This window comes from Tautonia marina (genome assembly GCF_009177065.1).
GTDB lineage: Bacteria > Planctomycetota > Planctomycetia > Isosphaerales > Isosphaeraceae > Tautonia > Tautonia marina.
The window spans coordinates 1-22,611 of sequence record NZ_WEZF01000002.1; the positions used below are offsets into that span (position 1 = coordinate 1).

Sequence of the window (22,611 nt, forward strand, 5' to 3'; positions counted from 1 at the left end):
GACCGCTCGAGCGGCCGGAGCTCCCGAGCGGTGCCGCATTCCCGCCCCACGAAGTCTGACGTCCCTTCGGCATGTCCCTCCAGTGTCGGGGCAATTCGTGCTGGTTCCTCGCCGGCGCCATGGCAGATTCTCGCGAACGGTCATGGTGTTGGCAAGCGTGCCACGCCGGGCGCGCTTCGCCTGGGCCCTGGAGGACCCGGTCCCTGCGTCACTCAGGGCAGATCACACGTCAGATGGCATGCTTTTCCGACTCAACGACAGATGACCGCGTGGGAGCGGGCAACCGGCAAGAGGCCACGTCGCTCCGCGATCGCGCTGCGGGACCGACCTCAGGCGAACTCTGCCAGGCCGGGGATCGCCACCGGCGGGACCGGCAGCGAGAGCCCCCAATCGTACCGCGGCGACGAGCGCTTCTCCTCGCAACTCAGGGCCTGCTCCCAAGTGATCACCTCGCCCGTAGACGTCGCCATCCGACCCATGATCGCCCGCCGCGTGCTCCTGGCCATGGACCCGCCGTTGTTGATCGGCTTGCCCCGCCGGATACTGGCGAACAGCGCGTCATGCTTGGCCTGATGCACGTCCGTCGGCGGGCCGTCGTGGTGCCAGGTCTCGCCGGCCTCGATCCGAGGGCCGAGCCCCCGGCGACTGCTGTTCAGGGCGGCCCGCCCCCTCATGCCGACCGCCTGGGTGCTGATGTCGTTGGCGCAGCCCGCCTGCTGCCGGCAGGTGGCGAAGCGCTTCGCCCCGTCCTCATCCCCGGAGGTGATCGCCAAGGGGTCGTAGATGTGCCCGGAATACGGCCCGGTGCGCGGGCTCCGGCCGCCGGTGTCGACGGTCCTCGCCGGGTCGCAGTGCCCCATTGCCCACGAGCAGGTGGACGTGCTGCTGCTCGACGTCGAAGTCGCCGGAGAGCCAGGTGAAGTCGTACCAGTTGCGCACCTGGTAGGTCATGTCGCTCCAGTCGCTCGAGCGCGGCTTGCCCCGGATCGGGCCGCGGGAGTCATTCGCCTGCAGGATGAGGACGTCGCCGATGGCTCCGTCATGACTCCTCCGCATGGTCTCGCACAGCCCTTGAACGTGGCGCAGGCTGAGGCCGGAGCCGACTCACAGGTCCTTCCATGCAAGGGCGGTGCGGCCTCGCCCGATGGGATCGAAGGGCGGTCATGGCCGCATCCTTGCGTCGGTTGCCCCAGGCGGTATGCTTGCAAAATCCCGACCGAGGCATGTCGGGTCATCATCGGACTGAGACACCGCATTCGACCTGAGGCGCCGTTAGCACGTCTGCCGAGGCGACCGATGACGACAAGTATCCCCGAGGCCTTCCCGTCGAGAGTTGGTATTGCCCCTCGGACAGGCGATGGGCAAGGGAACGCTGAGACGTCAGCGAGCATTCATTATGATCGGTCTTGAAAAAACGATGCTCTCATTCTTCGTCGCGTGCGTATTCAGCTTACCCTCAGATGCGTCTGCCTTCGCAGAGGATGCCACACCGATTCGTGTCGCCTGCCTGGGAGACAGCATCACTGCCGGGGCTCGGGTGGATCCGACACGCGAGTCTTATCCGGCTCGATTGCAGGAGCTCCTCGGAGGCGGCTTTGAGGTGCGCAACTTCGGGATCGGTGGGGCCACACTGATCAGAACCGGCCGGCCGAACATCTGGCGTGATCTCGACGCAGTCAAGGAGTTCCAACCGAACATCGCGGTCATTTCGTTAGGCACGAATGACACGGTTGGAGGCAGCCGCAGGAACTGGGAGCAGATCGACCGGTTTGAGGAAGACTACACTTCCTTGATTGCCGCGTTGGCGGATCTGCCGACCAGGCCACGGATCGTCGTCTGCACGCCGACCGCGATGGTGCTGACGACGCCGGGGCTCTCCGAGGATCGGCTGGCGGATCTCACGCAGCGAAAGACGCGCTTGCAGGAGTTGTGTCGGCGGATTCGAGCACTGACCAGGAGACACGAGGACCAGAATGTCTCCTTGCTCGAACTGAACGAGGTTCTCCAAGATCGCCCCCAACTGCTCAGCGCGGGCGACGGCGTGCATCCCAATGCCAGTGGATATCTGGCAATCGCCCAAACCGTCGCGGAGCATCTTCGTCCGCAACCGAAGCGGCCCAATATCGTCTTGTTTCTGGTGGACGACATGGGCTGGCAAGACACCTCGGTGCCGTTCCATGAACAAGCCACCGAGTTCAACCGGCGCTACCGCACGCCGCACATGGAGCAACTCGCCAGGACCGGCATGAAGTTTACGCAGGCGTATGCGTGCAGCGTCTGTTCACCGACACGAATCAGCTTGATGACTGGCCTCAACGCCGCCAGGCATCGGGTGACGAACTGGACCCTCCGGAAGAACGCCAGTAACGATCGGGCGCACCCGCAACTCGACTTTCCCATGTGGAATGTCAATGGGCTCAGTCCGGAGCCGGGGATCGAGCGGACGATCCATGCCAAAGCCTTGCCTGCGTATCTGAGCGAAGCCGGTTATCGCACGATTCACGTCGGCAAGGCACACTTCGGAGCGATTGGCACTCCAGGGAGTGATCCAAGGAACCTCGGCTTCGATGTGAACATCGCTGGCCATGCCGCGGGTGGTCCCGGCAGCTTCTTGGGTCAGCAAAATTTCAGCGCCGTCTGGCGCGAAGGCGATCGCGTCTGGGACGTGCCCGGCTTGGAGTGTTACCACGGCAAGGACATTTTCCTGACGGAAGCTCTCACCAAGGAAGCCAACAAGGCGGTAGACCGAGCCGTCGCAGCCGACAAGCCATTCTTCCTCTACCTGTCGCACTACGCGGTGCATGTCCCCTTCGCCGTCGATTCGCGCTTCTATCAGAAGTATCGCGATGAAGGCCTCGACCACACGGAATCCATGTACGCCGCGATGGTCGAGGGGATGGACAAGTCGCTGGGCGACGTCCTCGCCAACGTCGAACGTCACGGGTTGTCCAACGAGACGATTGTGCTGTTCATGTCCGACAACGGCGGACTGAGTGCGCATGGTCGGGGCGGAACGCCTCACACCCACAACACGCCGTTGTCCAGCGGCAAGGGCTCGGCCCACGAAGGTGGCATCCGGGTGCCCATGATCGTCTCGTGGCCAGGTGTGACGGAAGCCGGTTCGGTTTGCCGGCAGCCGGTGATCATCGAGGACTTCTTCCCTACGTTCCTGGAAATGGCGGGTGTCCCATCGGTCGAGCAGATCGGCGGCGTGGTCGACGGACGCAGTTTCGTGGGGCTACTGCAGGGCGATCAGGATCAGGCCCGCGAAGCTCGACCACTCGTGTGGCACTTTCCGAACCACTGGGGGCCAGAGGGGCCTGGCATCGGTCCTTCCAGCACGATCCGCCTGGGAGATTGGAAGCTGATCTATGATCACCAGTCGCAACAATACGAACTGTTCAACCTCGCCGAGGACCTGGGGGAACAGAACAATTTGGTTGCGCAGCACCCCGAGGTGCGTGATCGCCTCGCTGGCGAACTTGCCGAATACCTGATCTCGGTTGAAGCCCAAATGCCGATCAACAAGGCCACCGCAGAGAAGGTGCCCTATCCTGGCCCCGCTGCGGTCGCAGGCGAGGATCGATGACCTGTCCTAAGTCTCCGCGGATCACGAGGCCGGCCATCCGTTCATGGCCATTTTCGTCGGAGCGCGTATTCGTACCGTCACGATCGAACGGGATTGGGACGATGGTCCGGATGCACTGGTCCCCGAAAGTGGGCCCATCGCATTTGAGACTGATCATAGGATCATCGGCCTCGACCTGGGGGCAGGCGCAACCCCTCAGAGATCACTGATCGACTGATCCGACGTCTGGGGTCCGCGAGATCAGGAGTCGACCCGGTTCCGGCGGTGACCTGCGGAGTGGGCCATTGTCCATCGCCTTTGCCCGGCGCGAGCGTTGGCCGATCCGGCTGATGTGCACGCTGCTGGGTGTCCCCCCGTCGGCTTCTCCGACAGGCGGCGTCGACCGCCAAGCGCCGGCGCGCAGCGACGCGAGGCCTTCGGCATCGGGATCGAGGCCATCCATGGCGAGGTCAAGGCCCGCGACGGCAGCCCGCGGATCCACGCCGAGTTGATCACCCGGGGGCAGCCCTGCTGCGTCAATACCGTGGCGCGGCTCATGCGCGAGCAGGGAATCGCCGCCAAGACGCTGCGAAAGTTCTGCGTCACGACCGACTCGAACCACGACCACCAAGTGGCTGAGAATCTGTTGACTCGTCAGTTCGAACCGCAGGCCCCGAATCGGGGCTGGACGGCCGACATCACGTACGTCGCAACCGGCGAGGGCTGGTGGTCTCTGGCGGCGGTGGAGGACCTACACACGCGGCGGATCGTCGGCTGGTCGATGCCGAAACTGATCGACATTCGCCTGGTCGTCGATACTCTGGAGATGGCGATCGCGACGACTCCCCGGCTCCGACCTGGTGGCCCCCTCGGATCAGGGCAGCCAGTACGCCAGCGAGCATTACCGGCGCATCCTGGCCGACCACGAGATCACCTGCAGCATGAGCCACCGGAGGAATTGCTGGGAAAATGCCCCGATGGAGAGCGTCTTCGCCTCGTTGGAAAAGGAGCTGATCCACCATGAGGACGACGCCACGAGAGCGGAAACAAAGGCGAGTCTTTTCGAATCCATCGAAGTGTTTGATCACCGAGTCCGGAGACATTCTTCCCTGGGGTATCAGTCCCCCAACGAGATCGAGCGGGCCGGATCACTGCGAACCCCGCGCTTGCCCTTCGTGGGGAAATCCACGTCCATCGTGTCGACGCTGACCAGCAGGATGGGCTGATCGTCGGGGACCAGCCGGACGACGAGCCGACAGAGGCCACAGGCTCACTGAATCGCCGACCACGAGGCCGAGGGGAGGATGCGCTGATCGGTCGTCGGAGGGCCGGCAACGAGCGGGGCGGCGGTTCGCAACAGGTTGCCGACGGTGCGACGCCCGAGGATCAGGATGGCCGAACTGGCCAGGATCAGCAACCATCGGAAGGTCGGGCGGGTGAAGGCGTTGGCCAACGCATCGTGGAGCGGCTGGGCTTCGGGCGGTAGGATCATGGCGAGTCCGTCCTCGGTCGGTGGACGAGGGAAGCCGGTTCGACTCCCCATGCGACCGCCGAGGCGGGCCCGCGAAATCTGCATCAGTCGAGTTCAGATGCACAGAAGCCAGGTCTAAAAATCAAGTGAAGCCCCCGTTGACCCTGGAAGATGTTTCGCGCAAGATAACTTTGCTTCACCAGTAAGTCAGTCCCGGTTTCCGGCCTTCTCTAGGCATCTTGAAGGCTGAACTCTTGGGCAACCCATGACGGTCGCATTCCAACGAATCATCACGGCACTGCTGCTCGCCTCCTATGGGCTGACCTCGGCCTGCGGGGGTGGTCTGCACGCGCTGGTCGATGGCTCGCATGATGGGGCTGCAAAGAGTTGCTCGACCGAGGGCGATCACCCCGCCCCCGCCTCTCCGGCATCCGACCACTCGGACTGCCTGATCTGCCACGTCGTCGCCCAGGGGCAGCTGCTCGACCTTCCAGAACCGATCTCCTCGGAATCGGTCGCCATCGGCGCGGTCATCCCGACCATTCCGATCGATCTTCGTTCGCCCGATCGCCTCTCAAGCGATCCACGGGCGCCTCCCATCTCGCTCGCCTGACCTGCCCCGACCGACTTCCCCGCCTGGGAGGCGCGATTGCCTGCGCGATGACCGCGTAGGAAGAATTGCCCTCCGCCAGGTTCCCGGGGCAGACGGCCTGGGGACCTGCCCTGCAACCCGGCTCCGGCGACGATTGTCGCTGGTAATGACCCTAAGGGCTGCCCGGCCGGGCCATCCGGCCGGTGCGGTGGCATGGCGAGCACACACAGCGATGACGACTCTTTCCCGAGGGGGGGCCGCGCCCGCGCGGACCCGCTCCATGTGGTTGCGTGAACTCCGATGGGCCCGGCGGCTCGACCCGATCGTCCGGCATCCGCTCGCGGTGCTCGGCACGGCGACGGTCGCGGCGGTCCTCTGCGGCCTGGTACTGCATCCGAGGGGCCTGGCGCTGGCAGGAGGCCTGGCGACGGTCATGGCCCTGGGTGTCGTCTGGCCCTGGGTCAGCCTCCGGGGGCTGCGGGGGGCCGTCTCTTTCATGCAGTCCCGAGGCCGGGAAGGGCAGCCGGTCGCCGCCCGCCTGGAGTTCCGAAACCGGGCGCCGTGGGGGGCCTGGGGGCTCGCAATCCGCTTCGGAAGCGGGACGTTCGACGATCCGAGCCCGCTGGCCGTGGCTCACGTCGGCGGCTGGCGGCGGGGGGTCGTCGAGTGGACCTTCATGCCCGATCGTCGGGGTGAGCACCCGGTCGGCGGCGCACGGCTTACGACCGGCTTCCCATTCGGCCTGCGAGAGTCAGCCCGATCGCTGGCCGTTGAGCGTCCCGTGCTCATCTGGCCGAGGACCTTCCCCGTCGGTCCGATTCCCGAGGAGGCCGGCGGCGAGGCCTCGGAGGGGACTTCCTTCTGCGACCGCCCCGGCGACGCGGGCGACCTGCTTGGCGTCCGGCCCTACCGCCGGGGGGACCCGCTTCGTCGGGTCCACTGGGCGCAGACGGCTCGGCACGGAGAGTTGATCGTCTGCGAGCGGCAGGCCGCAGCCGTGCCGAGGGTCCAGGTCGTGCTCGACCTCGACCCAATCACCCACGTCGGCCGAGGGCCCGACGGCTCGCTGGAATGGGCGATCCGGGTGGCTGCCAGCCTGCTCGACGACTGGATCGGCCAGGGGGCCGAGGCCGAACTCGTCGTCGGCGACCGCTCGCTGACGGCGAAGGGCGGGACGACCGCTGCTCGGCGTGCGGCGATGCTCGACGCTATTGCACGGCTTGATTCGGAGGGGTGCGGCCCGCTCGCCGACGCGCTTGACGGCCCGGCCTGCCTGCGGTTCGGACGGGGCTTGCGAGTGGTCGTCTGCACCGACCGAGCACGTCTCGGGGGGAGAGATCGTCCAGGAGCCACCATTGAGCGGTTCGCAGTGCTTGCGACGACGGCATTCGAGGAGGGAGGAGCGGCCGGATCGCCGATCAACCCGGCCTGGCCCACCCAACCCTGGATCGTGATTGACGACCCGACGCGCGTCCCCCGTCAGGTCTGGCGCCAGCGAAAGGAGATCGGCGATGTTCGCTGAGAACCAACGGGACCGCCAGGCGGTTGGCCTGACCATCGCCCTGGCGGCGATCGGCGTGGCGAGCCTGGAACTGGCCGTCTGCGGCATGACACACTCGACCGCCCTTGCCTTGCTTCGAGCCGGAGGGCTTGTCGCCGTGATGCTCGCGGCCTTTGCCCTGCTGGGCCGGGGTCGGAGCGATCGGGGCCGATTGCCGACACGGCGGGAGACGATCGCCCTGCTCGTCCTGGCCGCCCTGCCGCTCGCCTGGCATCCGGCACGAATCGCGGTACTCGGCGGTGGGGTGATGCTGGAGACGATGCTGCTCGAGGGGCTGCGGAACCTGGGGCTCGGGCTGGCCGCCCTGTCTCGCAAGCCGATGGCGGGGCGGCTGGCGGCGGTGGTTGCGTTGTTCGGGGTGTTGGTCGGCTCGTCGCTGGTCGAGAGCCAGGCGATGACCGTGATGGCCGGGGCCTTCGCGGTCATCGGGGCCGGCTGGCTTCTGACTGGGTACTGGCTGGGGCTACCGACAGGCAGGGTGTCGGAGGGCCGTCCGCCTTTGGCTGGGGCAGCGGTGGCGCTCGGGGTCGTGGCGGCGATGCTCGCCATCGCGACCGTCGGCCCGACGACCGCCGCCACGGCGCTCGCCGGCCTCTTTCCCTCCTCGGGCGGCACCGACTGGTCGGACCCCGAGGCCCGCTCCGGCGTCGGCGACGGCCCAAACGAGGTCGACGCCCGCGACTCGGCCGACAGCGTCGGCTTCTCCCAGAGCGAGGTCTATCTGGAGACGGATCAGCCGAGCCTGTACGACGCCTTTAGCGAGACCTTCGGCGAACCCATCAAGAAGACGCAGGAGAAGGCCATCGCGCTCGGGCCGACCGAGATTCAGGAGCGTCGCGAGCACCCGTCCGAGGATCATCGCGCCGGCCGCGAGTTCTCGACGCACCGCAAGCCGCCCGGCCCCCGCGACCCACCGGGGGCCGACGCTGACTCTCTCCTCTACGTCCGGGGCCGCGCGCCGGCCCACCTGCGACTCGTCGCCTATGACACCTTCGATGGCGCATCGTGGGTTGTGGGCCCGCCGTCTCCGAGCGATGCTCGGCTCCAGGGGGAGGGGCCGGATAGCCCCTGGCTGCGGGTCGAGATGCTGGCCCGCCCGTACCTCTCGGGACAGGTGAGGCATCGGGTCAAGGTCGGCCTGCTGGAGACGGCGAGCATCCCGAGCCCGGCCCACCTGGAGCGCTTCCGGGTCGGCAGCGTCAACCGCGTCGACTTCTACGAGTGGGCCCAGCCGGGCGTCCTTCGGATGAGAGGCCGGACGATCCCGCCGGGGACGGTGATCGACACCGAGGCGCGCTCGCCTCTCCCGGAGTCGCTGCGGCGACTCACTTTCCCGGAGCGACCTGGCGACGCGTTCCTCCGGTACAGGCAAACTCCCGAGGGCCCACCGGCCCTGCTCCGGCTTGCCTCGGAGTGGTCCGCCGGTGTCCCGAGGGGCTGGCAGCAGGTCGAGGCCGTCGTCTCCCAACTGCGTGGCCACTGCACGTTCGATCGGGCTGCGACGCCCCCCGAGGACTGCCCCGACGTGATGGCCCACTTCCTGGTGAACACCCGAAGAGGTCCCGACTACCTGTTCGCCACGGCGGCGGCCCTGATGCTGCGGTCGCTCGGCTACCCGACCCGGGTCGTCGGCGGCCTCTACGTCGATCCGAGGAGGTACGACCCGGTCGCTCGGCACGTCGCTGTGGCATCGGGCGACGCCCATCTCTGGGTCGAGGTCCAGGTCCCCGGCGGCGACTGGGTGGCGGTCGAACCGACGCCGGGCTTCGATTTGATGCCGCCTGTCCGGTCGCCGCTCGATCGCGTGCTGGCGGGCATCGCCTTGGCCGGGAGTTGGGCGGCCAGGAACGTCGCGGGACTGGCGATGGCGACGATCGGGATCGGCCTGCTGGTCTGGCGACGCCGCGAGGTGCTCGACCGCGCCTGGACGCTCGCCTGGTGCCTGGCGACGCAGGCCGGGGCGCCGTCGCAGGCGGTGCTCGCGACCCTCCGGCTGGTCGAGCGTCGTGCATCCCTGGCGGGCCGGGCCCGGACGATCGGCGAGACGCCGTCGCAGTGGTGCGGCGGCATCGTCGCCTCGGCGCCGGACCACCTGGGGGTCGACCTCCAGGCCCTCGTCCGGCTCGCCCAGTGGAGCGCTTACGCCCCCGTTCCGCTCCCGGTCGATGTCAACTGCAGGGCCCTCTGCCGCCGTGTCGTGCGGGGCTGGACGCTCCGCACCTTCCGGGCGATCGCGTCCCCAGACCATCTCACAAGGGAACTGGCATCATGAACGAAGCCACCGAGGCGACACTCGTAGAGGCCGACCGCGAGGCGGTCGAGGCGATCCGCTCCGCTCTCAACACTGCATTGCGGGGCAAGGCTGACGTGATCGAGCACGTTCTGGCCTGCCTGCTTGCCCGGGGGCACCTGCTGATCGAGGACCTGCCCGGCCTGGGCAAGACGACGCTGGCCAAGGCGATGGCCCGCGTGCTCGGCGGCCGGTTCGCCCGCGTTCAATGCACGCCCGACCTGCTGCCGGGCGACATCACCGGCTTCCGCGTCTTCGACCAGAAGACCCGCGAGTTCGAGTTCCTCCCAGGTCCCGTCTTCGCCGACGTGCTGCTCGCCGACGAGATCAACCGGGCCACCCCCCGCACCCAGAGCGCCCTGCTAGAGGCGATGGCCGAGCGGCAGGTGACGGTCGATTCGGTCCGGCATGTCCTCTCGGGGACCTTCTTCGTCATCGCCACGCAGAACCCCGTGGAGCAGCATGGCACGTATCCCTTGCCCGAGGCCCAGCTTGATCGCTTCGCCATGAAGCTTCGGATCGGCTACCCCGGCCGGCTCGACGAACTGGCGATGCTGGCCGCCGCCGTCGGGGCCGGCGAAGACCGTGAGACGACGCCCATCGAGCCGATCGGGCACGGCCGGCTTCGGAGTTTGCAGGAGCATGTGGCCGGGGTCGCCGTCGGGCCGATGGTGTCCGAGTACCTTGTCGACCTCGCCAACGCAACGCGGGGGCACCGCCAGGTGACGCTGGGACTCAGCCCGCGCGGCCTCTTGACATGGCAGCGCCTGGCCCAGGCCCATGCCTTCCTCGACGGCCGCCCCTTCGTCACGCCCGACGATGTGCAGGCCGTCGCCCGACCCGTGCTCGACGTGCGGCTCGGCGTCGAGCCCGAGGCCGCTGCCCGCGTCGTCTCCGAAGTCCTCGACTCGGTCCCTGTGCCCGTCTACCCCAAGGCCCGACGCGCCTGACCCCTACCCCGAGCGACCTGATGAAGCCAATTGCCCGATCCCTCGCTTTGCTCGCCGCCCTGGCCGGATGCGCAGACGACCACGACCACGATCATGATCACGACCACGACCACGCCGCCCACCTCGACCCGTCTCACCGGCCGGCCGACTTCCCCGACGCCGTCGATCGCATGATCGCCGGCCACGAAGCGAGCCGAGCGGCCCTCTCGGCTGGCCGGGTCGACGAGGCCCACGACAAGCTACTTCCGATTCAGCGCGATCTGGCAAAGTGGCTCCCCGAGGTCGCCGCCGACAGCGACATGCCCGAGGAACCCTGGAACCGCGTCGACGCCCTCGCGGCCCGGCTGCTTGCTGCCTACGAGTCGGCCCTCTCCGACCTTGACGACGGCATCGCTGTGGGCGGCGACCGTCTCGCCTCGGTCGAGCCCGACTTGCACGATCTCCGGCGCGTCCGCGACGAGGCCGATCCGGCATGGTTTCCAAGGCCTCGGCAGGTGATCGAGGCAGAGGCAACCGACGAGGGGACGGGCATGGCCGGGATCACAGCCGAGGGAGATGTCGCCGGAGAAGAGGCAGGGGACTGATCACGTCCGAGGCATCGGGAACATCGGGAGGGATCGAGGATGATGGACGCAATCTTTTGGGGCGGGGTCCAGCGATTCGTCGAGGCGCTGACCGAGTCGGCACCGACCATCCTGGTGGGACTGGTGATCGCCGCCATCTTCCGGCGGTTGGTCGGACCGGAGGGGACCCGCCGGCTCTTCGGATCCGGCACACGCTGGGCTCTGCCGAGGGCCTGGGCGATCGGCATGCTGCTGCCGGTCTGCTCGCTCGGGGTCATCCCGGTCGCCCGCGAGCTTCGTCGCGATGGGCTCTCCGGCGGAACGATCCTCGCCTTCGCGCTGACGGCGCCGCTGTTCAACCCGCTCTCGGTGCTTTACGGCCTCTCGCTCTCGGAGCCTGTGGTTATCTTCACCTTTGCCCTGGCCTCGCTGCTGGTGGTGACGGCCGTCGGGGTCGCCTTCGACCGCATCTTCCGGGACAATGCCTTGGCCGAGCCGGCGCCGCCGCCGGTTGCGTACGGTCCGAAGCGGATGATCGCGCTGCTGGTCTCGGCGGCCCGAGAGTTGGCAGGCCCGACCTCTGGCTACATCCTCGTCGGCCTCCTTGGGGTCGTCGTACTCAACATCGCGTTACCGGCGGGGAGCCTAATGGCCCGAATGGAGCGGGACAACCCCTTCGCGGCCCTGGAGATGACGGCCGTTGCGCTGCCCGCCTACGCGACGCCGATGGTCGCGATGGCCCAGCTTGGATCGATGTTCCAGCACGGCAACTCCGTGGCCGCCGCGTTCGTGCTGCTGACCTTCGGCGCCGGGGCGAACCTTGGCCTGCTCGCATGGGTCGCCCGCTCTTACGGGGCAAAGCGGTCGGCCTCCTGGCTCGGCGGACTGCTCGTGGTGGTGGTCGGGCTGGCCTACGCGATGGACGCCCCGCTCACCCCGCGCGGGGTCGATCCGGCTGGTCACACTCACGCCTTCGACATCTACTGCTGCCCGTTCCACCCCGGCAGCGGCAGCCTCGCGGCCGTCTCCCGGGAGCTTGCCGACGAGGTCATGCCGCACGAGATCAAAGCCCTCGGCGTGCTGTTCGGCGTTAGTCTGATTGGGCTGGCACTGCGACGGGTCGACCGCAATTGGCGGATCGAGGACTGGCTCGAACGTACCCCCGAGTTGGCCGGGGCCGAACGTCCCCGCTCGCGGTACGACATCACGATCCCAGGCCCGGTGCTCGGCGGTGTCGGGCTGCTCGGCCTGGTCGCATTCAGCGTACTGGCCTGCTACACCTACTACCCGCCGGCTGACCAGATCATCGACGACCTGAACATCATCAAGGCTGAGGTTCTTTCGGCCGCCACCAGTGGCGACGCCGAGCACGCCGCTTACTTCATCCCGCTCTACCAGGACTGGGTGCGCCGCCTCCAGGTGAGCGTCTACCTCCGCGAGGGCGCGCTCAGCCCCTACCGCCGGATGAAAGCCCGGGTGCTGATCGACAAGGTCGAGCGGCTCAAGCACGCGATCGAGGAGGACGACCCCGAGGAGGTCCGCCGCTACTTCGTCGGCGTTACCGACGCCCACCGCCGGATGAGGGCGTGCTTCGTCGAGTGAATTTGGACCCTAGTCCGCTTCATCTTGGGTGCAGGTTCAACTCCTGTCTGCGGCACTCAGTAGAGTATGGGTTGCGTCGAGAGACGCAGCCCCTTTTTCGTTGGTTGAGTATTCGCTGCCCAGGCTTGCGACCACGGTTGATCATCCGGCTTGAGTTCGAGAGCGCTGAGAAGTCTGGCGATCGCGTGATCACCCGTCTGGTGGGAGACTGGAGGAGCCGGGGGGCAAATCGAACTCTGAAGTCATTCTGAGCGATCGGATTGAACACGATCCATCAGGGTCGACCGAAGCTGGTCCAGAAGCGGCATGCTGGAGGGCGAAACGAGATTGAAGGTTTCGTTCGGGTCGCTGCCCACCGCGTAGAGTTCTTCGACGGCGACGGGGGACCGTTCGGTCCGAATGTATTTCAGGTGTCGGTCATCCATGATCGAGATCATCGGCCCCCCGAACACGGGGGATTTCCCCTCGTTCGGGAGGAACATGTCCGGGCCTGGAACGGACGCAACCGCTGGGGACGGAACTTCGGCGTTGAGGAATGATCCCTCTCCTGGCGTTCGGTCCTCCGCCGGCTCCCAGAGGGAGGCCAGCGAGATCCCAGGGAGGGGAGCGTCGGGGTGGCCAACGAGGTCGAGAAGGGTGGCAGGGACGTCTCGAAGACTTACGACCCGGTCAATTACCTGGCCTTTTGGCGCAAGGCCGGGGGCGACCATGAGCAACGGGACGTGCAATTGGTCCTCGTAGAGGCTGACCCCGTGACCAAAGAGGTCGTGCTCGCCGAACGCCTCGCCGTGGTCGGAGGTGACGACGACGATCAGCTCGTCGAGGAGTGCGCGGCGGTCGAGCTCTCGGAAAAGCCTGCCGAGGTGTTGGTCAAGCGAGGCGATACAGGAATCGTAGCCGTCGATCAGCAGAGCCTCCTGTTCGGGAGTGATCTCGGACTTGTTGGACCGGAGCCACCAGTCTTTCAGGAAGGCGCGATCGGCCGGGTTGGTCGGAGCCTCACCGAACCGGTGATCGGTCCCGGGAGGAACGAGGTACGGGTCGTGGGCATCGAAGTAATTGAGGAAGGCGAAGAACGGTCGATCTTCGGCTCGATCGTGGTCGAGCCAGTGGAGGAAGCGGCGATTGATGGAGCCGGCGTCGATCCGATCGAACCGGACCAGCGGGGGAGGTTCGTTCGGTCTCAGGGACGTTGACAAACGTCCGATCAGGTCGATCAGGCGTCCACCGACCTCGGTGCTCGCGAGAATCGTGGCGAGGTTCATGGGAAGATCTTCGTAATGAGCAAACCCCCGTGAGAGGCCCGTCGCGTAGGTGGTGTAGTAGGTGTTTGCGACGATCCCGACGGTATCGTAACCAATCGAGGCCAGGCTCCCCGCCAGGGTCGGGCCGTCGTCGGACATCGCGCCGAAGCGTCCGAGGCAGACGTCGAAGGACCATCGGCCCGTCATAAGGCTGGCATGGGAAGGCAGGGTCCAGGGGGCGGTGGCTCGGGCGCCGGTGAAGGTGACTCCGCGAGCAGCGAGCGTTTCGAGTTCCGGCGAAGTTTGCCGAGCGGCTCCGGAGCCGGGGAGGCTCAGATGATCGGCCCGAACGGTGTCCAGGACGATGAGCAGGACACTCGGGGCCCGAACCCGATCGGAAGGCTCGGTCACAGGCTGAGGGGACGCATGTCTCCAGAACGCGAGTCCAACAAGGCCGAGAAGCAACACCGGAACGGTTGACCGGACCATTCGCGCGATGGTTTGAGGATGACGTCGGGCGATCGGGACCACAATCGAGGCTCCCCCCAGCGCAAGGATCAGCAAGGCCCCAAGGTAGAGGCCCGGTCCCAGAACAAGCAGCGTCGGCAAGAAGGCAAAGGCCACCAGGAGGTGGGGTCCGATTCGATTCCCGAGGCGAGGAGAGCGGACGGTGAGCACTGCGATCGGCACCGCAATGACCAGCAAGAGGGCGGCATTGACCGTCGGGATTGTCCAGGGATAGGCACGGATCTTTCCAAGGTAGGGCCAGACCTCGCCGGACCTTGCCCTGACGAACAGGAAGGCGGCAAGTTCCCCAGCGCCCGCCAGAAGGCCCAGCCAGGCCGCGAGGATCAGGAGTCCGATCGGCCCCGGGCCAACAACCTGCGCTGTCGGGGAACCATCCTGCATCGTTGAGCGCTTACCTAGAGTTCTGTGCATCGTTCGGCGCATCATGTTCCTCGGATCGAGTCGCGGGTCGAACCCGACGCCTGCTCGATTCGAATCGACACCTCTCGAAAAAGGTGAGCCATTCGATCAAGCATTGACGCCTACAGAGTTCAGAGAGCGTCAAGGAGACGGCATTGGGCCGTATCCATCTCACGGTTCATCGTGCCGTGAGGATGCGTACGACTCACTGCGTGAACGCATTATTCTCTCTTACGGGAAAGCTTCCCTGAATTCGAAGGAGATCGCCCCGATTCCGGGGCGATTCCGTTCGTTGTCGCTCATCGGTAACTTTCGATCGGTTGAGGTGTCCATGTTCGAACCGTGCATTGCCTATATTGGGCCCGAAACGATGCTCCCCTTGACGTCCGTGGTGGCTGGAGCGGTGGGAGTGGTCATGATGTTCGGGCGCAACGTGTTACGAGGCGTTGGACGGATCTTCCGGAGACCCCCGGGATCGGGTTGATCCGCTCGGCGACGAATCAGACACGTCTCGGTCAACTCAGACGGCCGGCCTCCTGTTGACCGGTGCGTGTTGAGTTGCGATTTGTCGATCTCCTGGAGGTCCGAGGGAGTGGGAAAGCTCGGGATCGAGCGGGTAATCATTGTTGGGCTCGACGGACTCGAACCGACGATCCTTGAAGAAATGCTTGCGGCCGGTGAATTGCCGAACTTCGCCGCGCTGCGAGACCTGGGCGGCTATGGCCGGATTGGGACGACACTCCCGGCGCAGACGCCGGTTGCCTGGTCGAGCTTCGCCACGGGAACAAACCCTGGAGCGCACGGCATTTTCGACTTCGTCGGGCGGGACCCGCAGTCGTATCGGGTCCAGCTCGCCTTGAACCGATACGAGCAGTCCGGAGTCTTTCAACCCCCTCGGGTGGTGAACCTCCGGCGCGGGATCCCGTTTTGGCAGCGACTTTCCGAACAGGGAATTCCGTCGTCAGTGCTTCGGTGTCCCTGTACGTACCCGCCGGATCAAGTTGAGGGGCGGATGCTCTCGGGGATGGGAGTGCCCGACCTGCGAGGCGGTTTCGGCACCGGCACGTTCTATTCGACCGAGGAGGGTGTCACGGCCGGCGAGTCAGAGCGGGTCGTCCGGCTTGACGGAGCGGGGCCGGAGCTGATCGAGACGGTGATTCTCGGACCGATACACCCTCGGACTCGGGAGGAAATCCGGGTTCCGATCGTCCTGGAACCGGGGTCTGACTCGGGGACCATGACACTGCGATCCTCGGGTGAACCCCAAATCCTCGTCTTGAGGCAGGGGCGATGGAGCGATTGGCTGAGAGTCTCCTTCCGTATGGGACTGTTGCAATCGACCTCCGGTCTGGTGCGGTTTTTCCTGGTGGAACAGGGACCAGACCGAGTTGAGCTTTATGCCTCGCCCATCCAGTTTGATCCTCAAGCTCCCCCCTTCCCCATCAGCCACCCTGAGGGATTTGCCGACGAACTCAGCCGGGCGATCGGCCTGTATCACACCACCGGCCTGGCCGAAGACCATACGACACTGAGCAACGGACGGATCAGTGAATCGGCGTTTCTCGATCAGTGCGACGACCTGTGGCGGGAACGCGAGGCGATGTTCGAGCATGAACTCTCCAGGTTTCAATCCGGCGTGCTCTACTGCCTGTTTGGGATTCCTGATCGCATTCAACACCTGTTCTGGCGCTACAGAGATCCGGGACATCCGGCGAACCGCGGACGGCCCCTCGTTTCCGATCACCAGAACGCCATTGCCGAGGCGTATCGACGCAGTGACGCCCAGGTGGGCCGGGCGCTGAGGGGGGCGGACGATCGGACACTCATTGTCGCGCTGAGCGATCATGGTTTCGGTTCGTTCCGTCGCGGGGTGAATCTCAATACCTGGCTTCTCGACCAGGGATTACTGGCTGTCTTGCACGGCGAGCGTTCGGGTGACCCGAACGGGCCACCGCTAGGGCAGATCGACTGGTCGAAGACGAAGGCGTACGCAATCGGGCTGGGGGGCATCTTTCTCAATCTTCGAGGGCGGGAGGGTGCCGGTGTGGTCGCTCCCGAGGAGGCCGAACCGCTCAAGGTAGCCATCGCGGACACATTGGGAGGCTTGGTCGATCCGGCGACCGGGGACGTCGCGATTCGGTCGGTGAGCGCTCGGGAGCAGGTCTACTCGGGCCCTTTTGTTGAGGAGGCGCCGGACCTTCTTGTTCGGTTCGGAAAGGGGTACCGGGCCTCCTGGGGGTCGGCGATGGGGCACGTCGGAGAGACGGTCTTTGAGGACAATACGAGGCTCTGGGCAGGAGATCACATTGTTGATCCGGTGCTCGTCCCCGGGGTCGTGATGATGAATCGGCCGTTTCGATCGGATCAAGCGTCGCTGTTGGATCTCGCGCCGACGGTGCTCGACGCTCTCGGGTTGCCTGTGGACCCGGAATTGGAAGGGAGTGCCTTGCTGCGATGAGACGTGTTGTCATCGGAGTCGAAGGAATCAATGCCGACCAGATCCTGAATGACCCTCGTCTTATTCATGTGCAAATGCTCGTTGGAGAAGGAATTTCTGGACGGTTGCTGGCGGAACGACATGAAGGGCTCTCGACGTTCTGGTCGGTGTTCTCACCGAAGCAAGAACGAAGCCCGACACCGTCCCTGGTGGGAGCTGATGGTGAGCCCCTCCAGAACGGAGACGATGACGGGCTCTGGATTGAAGAGCGAACCACTCGGGTTGATCGGCCTCGCGATGAATCCCATTCGGGTTCGAGGGTCCGTTCCCACTTCGAGGAACTCCGGCGGAGAATGGGAAGCGAGCCCTGGAGTCATGCAGGGCTCTGCCTTGGATTCTCAGGTCTCGCGACGAATGCCGCTGAGGACCAGGTGAGTGACCCTTGGTTGGTGAACTTCGACATCGAACTCGGTCGGACCCTCGATTACCTGCTCGGGAGCAACGGCGAGGTCACGATCCTGCTCGTGGTTCTGGGCCGGCCGCTCGGGGACGATGCCGTGGATACGGAGGGCAAGTTCTCGACCAGAGCCTTTGTCATGTCCTCGTCCCGGGGACTGCCGGCGGGGCGGATCGAGGGGGCTCGGCTGATTGACCTTGCGCCGACGCTCCTGAAGTTGGCGGGGAAGCCGATTCCGGTATCCCTGCCGGGCACTCCTCTCGAACTGGACCTGATGTCTCCGCGATGCGATGAAGATGAGCAGGCCGTTCTGGAACGGCTCCGAGGACTCGGTTATCTGGGGTGAGTCCGATCACCATTCGAGACAAGAACGGTCTTGATCTCGGGGGGACGCGGCGGTCAACTTGATCGACGTCGATCGAACGGATCGACCGCCAGGTCTGAGCATTCCGCGGATCGCCCATGATTCTCATCAGTCATCCCACGATTCATGAACGGGATTCCTGAGAGGGCGAGCGGAGAGGTTTCACAATGACGCGACACGGTCAGGCTGCGCTTCGGGACGACCGAGCCGAGGCTGACCACTCGATCGAACGCTGCATTGCGGAACTGCCGAAATTGCCACGGTTTCCATTCTTCTCAGAGGTCCCGACCATGCAGCAGAGGTGTGTCATTGCGCTGTTCGTCTTGATGCTTCCAGCGACGGCGGCGCGCGGCGACGAGCGTCCCGACGCGGAGGCTCCGTTCGGCCTGGAGAAACGTCTTCCCTGGAATGACTCGCGCGTGGTGGGGTCGCCAGAGCCCCCGCGACCGTACAAGACCGTGCGAGCCTTCCCGAAACTTTACGACCCGTATCCGCTTAGCCTGACTCCCGAGCCGGGCACCAACCGGCTGTTCATCCTGTTGCACCTGACCCCTCGGTCGGGGCCGGGTCGCCTGGTGGCGATTCAGGATGACCAGAATGCAAGCGAGGCGGAACCGCTGCTTGACCTCGATGGCCTGGCGGTTGGTCTGGCCTTCCACCCCGACTATGAGCGCAATGGATACGTGTTTATTGGCCTGAATGGGCCGGAGCGAAGCCGAGAGAAGACAACGCAGGTGGTCCGTTACACGGTGGATCGAAGGACGCACCAGATCGACCCGGCCTCAAAAACGCTGATCATTGAATGGGCCTCGAATGGACACAACGGGGGGGATCTTGCATTCGGCAATGATGGGATGCTGTTCATCTCCTCGGGGGATGGATCGAGTGATTCGGATGCGTATTTGACCGGCCAGCGCATCGATGACTTGCTGGGAGCGATCTTGCGGATCGACGTCGATCACCCCGACCCCGGTCGGCATTACTCCATTCCTGCCGATAACCCGTTCCTCGACCGACCGAACGCCCGGCCCGAGCTTTGGGCCTACGGCCTTCGGAATCCCTGGCGGCTGACGTATGACCGGCAATCCGGTCAGCTCTGGGCGGGCAACAACGGTCAGGACCTCTGGGAACAGGTTTACCTGATCGAGAAGGGGGCCAATTACGGCTGGAGCATCACCGAGGGCATGCAAATCTTCCATGCTCAGCGGGAGCAAGGCCCCGACCCCATTTCCCCTCCCGCCGCCGATCACCACCACAGCGAGGCGCGATCGCTGACGGGAGGCCAGGTTTATCGAGGCACGCGACTGCCCGAGCTTGAAGGTGCTTACCTTTATGGAGACTGGTCAACCGGGAAGGTTTGGGGCATCAAGCACGACGGGAACCGCGTGACCTGGAACGAAGAACTGGTTGATACGCCGTTCAACATCACGGGATTCGGCACCGATCATGACGGAGAGATCTATGTGATCGATCAGATTACAGGCTTCTATCGCCTCGAACCAACGACCGAGGCGGATCTGCCCCCGCATCCGTTTCCGACCCGTTTGAGTGAAGCCGGAGTGTTCGCGTCGGTGTCTGAGCATGAGCCCCACCCGGCGGCCTTGCCGTTCGACGTGGCCGCTCCCCAGTGGGCCGACGGGGCAACCATGGAACGCTTCGCCGCCCTGCCAGGGCTGGATCGCATTGTGCAGAAGCCCCAGCTCAATGCAGGGGGCTCCTGGACATTGCCCAACGGATCGGTGCTCGTGCAGACGTTGAGCCTTGATGTTGTCGATGAGGACGGCGAGGTCGTTCGAAAACGGATCGAGACGCGCTTGCTGAATCGACAACTCGGGGAGTGGACTGGTTACTCCTATCGTTGGAACGACGAGCAGACGGATGCCGAACTGGTCGGCTCCTCGGGTGACGTCGCCTTGCTTGAGGTGCCGGATCACAGCGATCCAGGAGCGACGAAGGAGCAAGTTTGGCGCTTTCCGGCGCGGTCGGAATGCATGGTTTGCCATTCCCGAGCGGCCGGGTTCGTGCTGGGATTCTCTCCGCTTCAGCTTGATCGGGATCGCGACTACGGAGACGTGGTTGACAACCAGCTTCGGACACTTGAACATCTCGGAGTATTCGAAGGTGACCTCCCAACCAGGGAGCACGATCGTCCCCGACTGGTAAACCCTTACGACGACTCAGCCCCGATCGAGGCCCGAGTTCGATCGTACCTCCACGTCAACTGCTCGACCTGCCACGTGAAGGAGGGAGGCGGGAACTCACTCATGGAACTCGGGCTGAGGACTCCAATCGATCGGATGCATCTGATCAACGAGGTTCCCCAGCACACCCAGTTCGAGATCCCTGACGCTCGGCTTGTCGTCCCTGGAGAGCCCGAGCGATCGATCCTGTATCAGCGCGTGAATCGGCGATTAACGGGTCAGATGCCACCGTTGATGTCGACCGAAATTGATCGAGAGGCGGTGGATCTGATCGCGGAGTGGATTCGATCGCTGCCTTCCTCGGGTGAATAGGTTGGCAGTGTTTGGCAGGTCAGGACACGTCCCCCGCTCTCCACTGGCTGGAGAGCGGGGGAACGAATCAACGGAGCAGAACCTCCGGGTGGGATTCCCTTCCTCACACGGATTATCGTTCCGCGGCCACTTCGGAACTTTGAGCCGGTTGAGGGGGTGACTGGGGAAAGGAGAGCGGTTCGAGGGACCAGTCGATCGCATTGCGAAGTAACCGGCGGAAGGAGGGTTGCTCGAAGTCTCCCCGATGACCGAGCGAGGTGTAGAAGACGCGGGAACCGGTCGGGCCTAGGTGGGTCCAGGCCACAGGCTCGGGCTCCTGGTCAGGAATTGCGCCGATGAGGAGAGGTGTCGTGGACGAGGCGAGCGGTCGGACCTTGTAGAGGGAGCCCTTCCCAATCAGGGTCGAGGCGTCAACCCCCTCCAGAATCGGGTGCCCCTTACAGGAATCCGCGACCGAGATGGCCGACTCGATTCCGTTGGGATGGTGGTTGGTGTAGCTGCCGCCGAGGACCTGGGCATCGAACTCGGGCCAGGACGCGACCCCTTCGGGCAACTCGGAATTCCCTCGCAGGCTAAAGCCGTGACTGGCCGTTCGGATGCCGATGACCGGCTTCCCACGAGCCACGTGGTCGCGGATCCTCGCCAGTTGATCGGCTCGGAGGGGACGTCTTCGCATGCTGACGAACATGAGATCGGCATCCTCCAGGACACCGAGACTGTCCAGGGCGTGCTGGTCGTCGTCGGAGCCGAAGACGAAGCTGACCCGGTAATCGCGGCCGAGGGATTCTTCTGCAAAAGGAGGTAGGGTTTGTTCCGTTTCGTACTCATCTTCAGCGATGAGGAAGACGACATGCGGTCGGCGGTCGTCCTGGAAGCGGAAGGGCTTGCCTCCAATGAGCTGATCGCTGGTGATGGTGGGGCAAACAAATTTCTCGATGTGTTCGACGATCCGATCCGTCCCCGTGTAGTGGCTCACGAAGGGGGGCCGGGCCGGGTTGTACATGGTGTCGGTCATGTCGCGCATCAGGACGACATTCTTGCCATTCTTCGCCATCTGGCGGAGGCCGAACGGGCGGCCGAGTACGCACATATTGGTATGAACGCCCAGAAGGATGACGTTGTCGATCGAACGATCCTCCAGGATGCTCCAGATCTCCTCCCCGTCGTCGCTGATGTAGTCGCGTTCGGGGTCAATGTGAAGCCGATCGGTTTGCGATTTCCAGGGGGAGCGGGGGTTCCGACCCATTGAGGAGAGCTTCTCGGCCCAGGCCGCATGCTCGGCGGGGTCGTCATCCTCGCCGCCGTCAGACTGGTCGATGGGGTACTGGCCCCCCTCCTCGGCGGGAATCTGGTCGCACCACTGGCCGATGTCGGGAGGGAGCGTCCCGGATCGTGGTGTCTGAATCGCCCGATCGCGGGACGGGTGCCCCTCGTAGGCGGCCATGCAACTGCTGGGGGCGTGGATGATGGTCGCTCCTCGTCGGCGGGCATCACGGAGGACCTGATCCATCCGGGGGGCCAGTTCGGCGCCTCGGCGGGTGGCGTTCAGGCAATGGTGGAGGTCCCACATGTCGCAGACAATGACGGCCGTGGCCTCGGGCTGCCAGGTTTCTTCACGCTCGACTGCCCGATAGACACCCTCGGCCCCTGGCAGTTCCTCGCGGGAGCGGAGGGTGAGGTCCATCGGTCCCGTTTCTTGGTCTCCCCGAGCGTCTGAATGGACCGGAACGGCAAGGGTGAGCGTCACTAGCAGTGTGGTCAGGGCAATCGCTCTCGCCATCCCGACCTCGGTTTCCGAAATGCCTCGCATGGGCGGACTTCTCCAGCTGGGGGTGTCTTGAGGGCGAGTGCTCGGTCGCCGTCTCGCGGACACCGAGCGCGCAGAGTGCAGGCGGCCGACGTCCGTCTGAAGCGCAGGATAGCGAGCCGATGGGAAGGCGGCCAGGATGTTGACATGGAAAAAACCTCCTCTTGATCCCTTCCTCACTGTGATTGTGGGAGGAAAGGGATCAGGAGGAGGTCCTGTTAAATTGGCGGCGAGCCATCAGCGGTTCGAATCGTTGCAGTGAGTG

14 protein-coding genes and 1 pseudogene are annotated in these 22,611 nt (G+C 65.0%); 11 read left to right on the forward strand and 4 right to left on the reverse strand.

What is annotated here, in order from left to right; all coding sequences use genetic code 11:
* Positions 1–329: 329 nt before the first annotated feature.
* A complete protein-coding gene (locus tag GA615_RS02590; RefSeq protein ID WP_152049716.1) occupies positions 330–860 on the reverse strand; it encodes a hypothetical protein in 531 nt (176 codons plus the stop codon).
* 536 nt (positions 861–1,396) lie between these two features.
* On the opposite strand from GA615_RS02590, the gene GA615_RS02595 reads away from it, so the two are divergent.
* Both GA615_RS02595 and GA615_RS02600 read left to right on the forward strand, forming a co-directional pair.
* Positions 1,397–3,589, forward strand: a complete 2,193-nt coding sequence (locus tag GA615_RS02595; protein ID WP_161602125.1) for a sulfatase-like hydrolase/transferase — start codon at positions 1,397–1,399, stop codon at positions 3,587–3,589.
* A 263-nt stretch (positions 3,590–3,852) separates the two neighbouring features.
* Positions 3,853–4,713, forward strand: a pseudogene (locus GA615_RS02600) (IS3 family transposase); the annotation flags it as partial.
* A gap of 125 nt (positions 4,714–4,838) precedes the next feature.
* On the opposite strand, the gene GA615_RS02610 reads toward GA615_RS02600, so the two are convergent.
* The gene (locus GA615_RS02610; protein WP_152049719.1) at positions 4,839–5,060 is read right to left on the reverse strand and encodes a hypothetical protein; all 222 of its coding nucleotides are present in this window, start codon (positions 5,058–5,060) and stop codon (positions 4,839–4,841) included.
* A gap of 244 nt (positions 5,061–5,304) precedes the next feature.
* Here GA615_RS02610 and GA615_RS02615 point away from each other — a divergent pair, with 244 nt between their 5' ends.
* The 6 genes from GA615_RS02615 to GA615_RS02640 all read left to right on the forward strand — a co-directional run bounded on the left by GA615_RS02615 (position 5,305) and on the right by GA615_RS02640 (position 12,597).
* Positions 5,305–5,652 (forward strand): DUF2946 family protein, encoded by a 348-nt coding sequence (locus GA615_RS02615; RefSeq protein WP_152049720.1) that lies wholly within the window; start codon positions 5,305–5,307, stop codon positions 5,650–5,652.
* A gap of 211 nt (positions 5,653–5,863) precedes the next feature.
* Positions 5,864–7,153, forward strand: coding sequence for a DUF58 domain-containing protein (locus GA615_RS02620; protein ID WP_161602127.1), 1,290 nt, complete (start codon positions 5,864–5,866; stop codon positions 7,151–7,153).
* Positions 7,143–9,464 carry a transglutaminase-like domain-containing protein gene (locus GA615_RS02625; RefSeq protein ID WP_152049722.1) on the forward strand — a complete coding sequence of 774 codons (2,322 nt, stop codon included), beginning with the start codon at positions 7,143–7,145 and terminating at the stop codon, positions 9,462–9,464. The genes GA615_RS02620 and GA615_RS02625 overlap by 11 nt, the downstream gene beginning before the upstream one ends.
* Complete coding sequence (locus GA615_RS02630) at positions 9,461–10,432, forward strand: AAA family ATPase (RefSeq protein WP_152049723.1); 972 nt, start codon at positions 9,461–9,463, stop codon at positions 10,430–10,432. The genes GA615_RS02625 and GA615_RS02630 overlap by 4 nt, the downstream gene beginning before the upstream one ends.
* Before the next feature lie 20 nt (positions 10,433–10,452).
* Positions 10,453–11,016, forward strand: a complete 564-nt coding sequence (locus tag GA615_RS02635) for a hypothetical protein (protein ID WP_152049724.1) — start codon at positions 10,453–10,455, stop codon at positions 11,014–11,016.
* 39 nt (positions 11,017–11,055) lie between these two features.
* Positions 11,056–12,597 (forward strand): permease, encoded by a 1,542-nt coding sequence (locus GA615_RS02640; protein WP_152049725.1) that lies wholly within the window; start codon positions 11,056–11,058, stop codon positions 12,595–12,597.
* Positions 12,598–12,839: 242 nt separating this feature from the next.
* Here the strand turns inward: GA615_RS02640 and GA615_RS02645 are convergent, their stop codons facing one another.
* Positions 12,840–14,750, reverse strand: coding sequence for a sulfatase (locus GA615_RS02645; RefSeq protein ID WP_161602128.1), 1,911 nt, complete (start codon positions 14,748–14,750; stop codon positions 12,840–12,842).
* A gap of 610 nt (positions 14,751–15,360) precedes the next feature.
* Between GA615_RS02645 and GA615_RS02650 the strand changes: the two genes are divergently transcribed.
* The 3 genes from GA615_RS02650 to GA615_RS02660 all read left to right on the forward strand — a co-directional run bounded on the left by GA615_RS02650 (position 15,361) and on the right by GA615_RS02660 (position 20,539).
* Complete coding sequence (locus GA615_RS02650) at positions 15,361–17,226, forward strand: alkaline phosphatase family protein (RefSeq protein ID WP_235905020.1); 1,866 nt, start codon at positions 15,361–15,363, stop codon at positions 17,224–17,226.
* A 410-nt stretch (positions 17,227–17,636) separates the two neighbouring features.
* On the forward strand, positions 17,637–18,008 hold the full coding sequence (locus GA615_RS02655; RefSeq protein ID WP_152049727.1) for a hypothetical protein: 372 nt from the start codon (positions 17,637–17,639) through the stop codon (positions 18,006–18,008).
* A 185-nt stretch (positions 18,009–18,193) separates the two neighbouring features.
* A complete protein-coding gene (locus GA615_RS02660; protein ID WP_152049728.1) occupies positions 18,194–20,539 on the forward strand; it encodes a PQQ-dependent sugar dehydrogenase in 2,346 nt (781 codons plus the stop codon).
* 112 nt (positions 20,540–20,651) lie between these two features.
* Here the strand turns inward: GA615_RS02660 and GA615_RS02665 are convergent, their stop codons facing one another.
* Positions 20,652–22,349, reverse strand: a complete 1,698-nt coding sequence (locus tag GA615_RS02665; RefSeq protein ID WP_235905021.1) for a ThuA domain-containing protein — start codon at positions 22,347–22,349, stop codon at positions 20,652–20,654.
* Positions 22,350–22,611 lie beyond the last annotated feature (262 nt).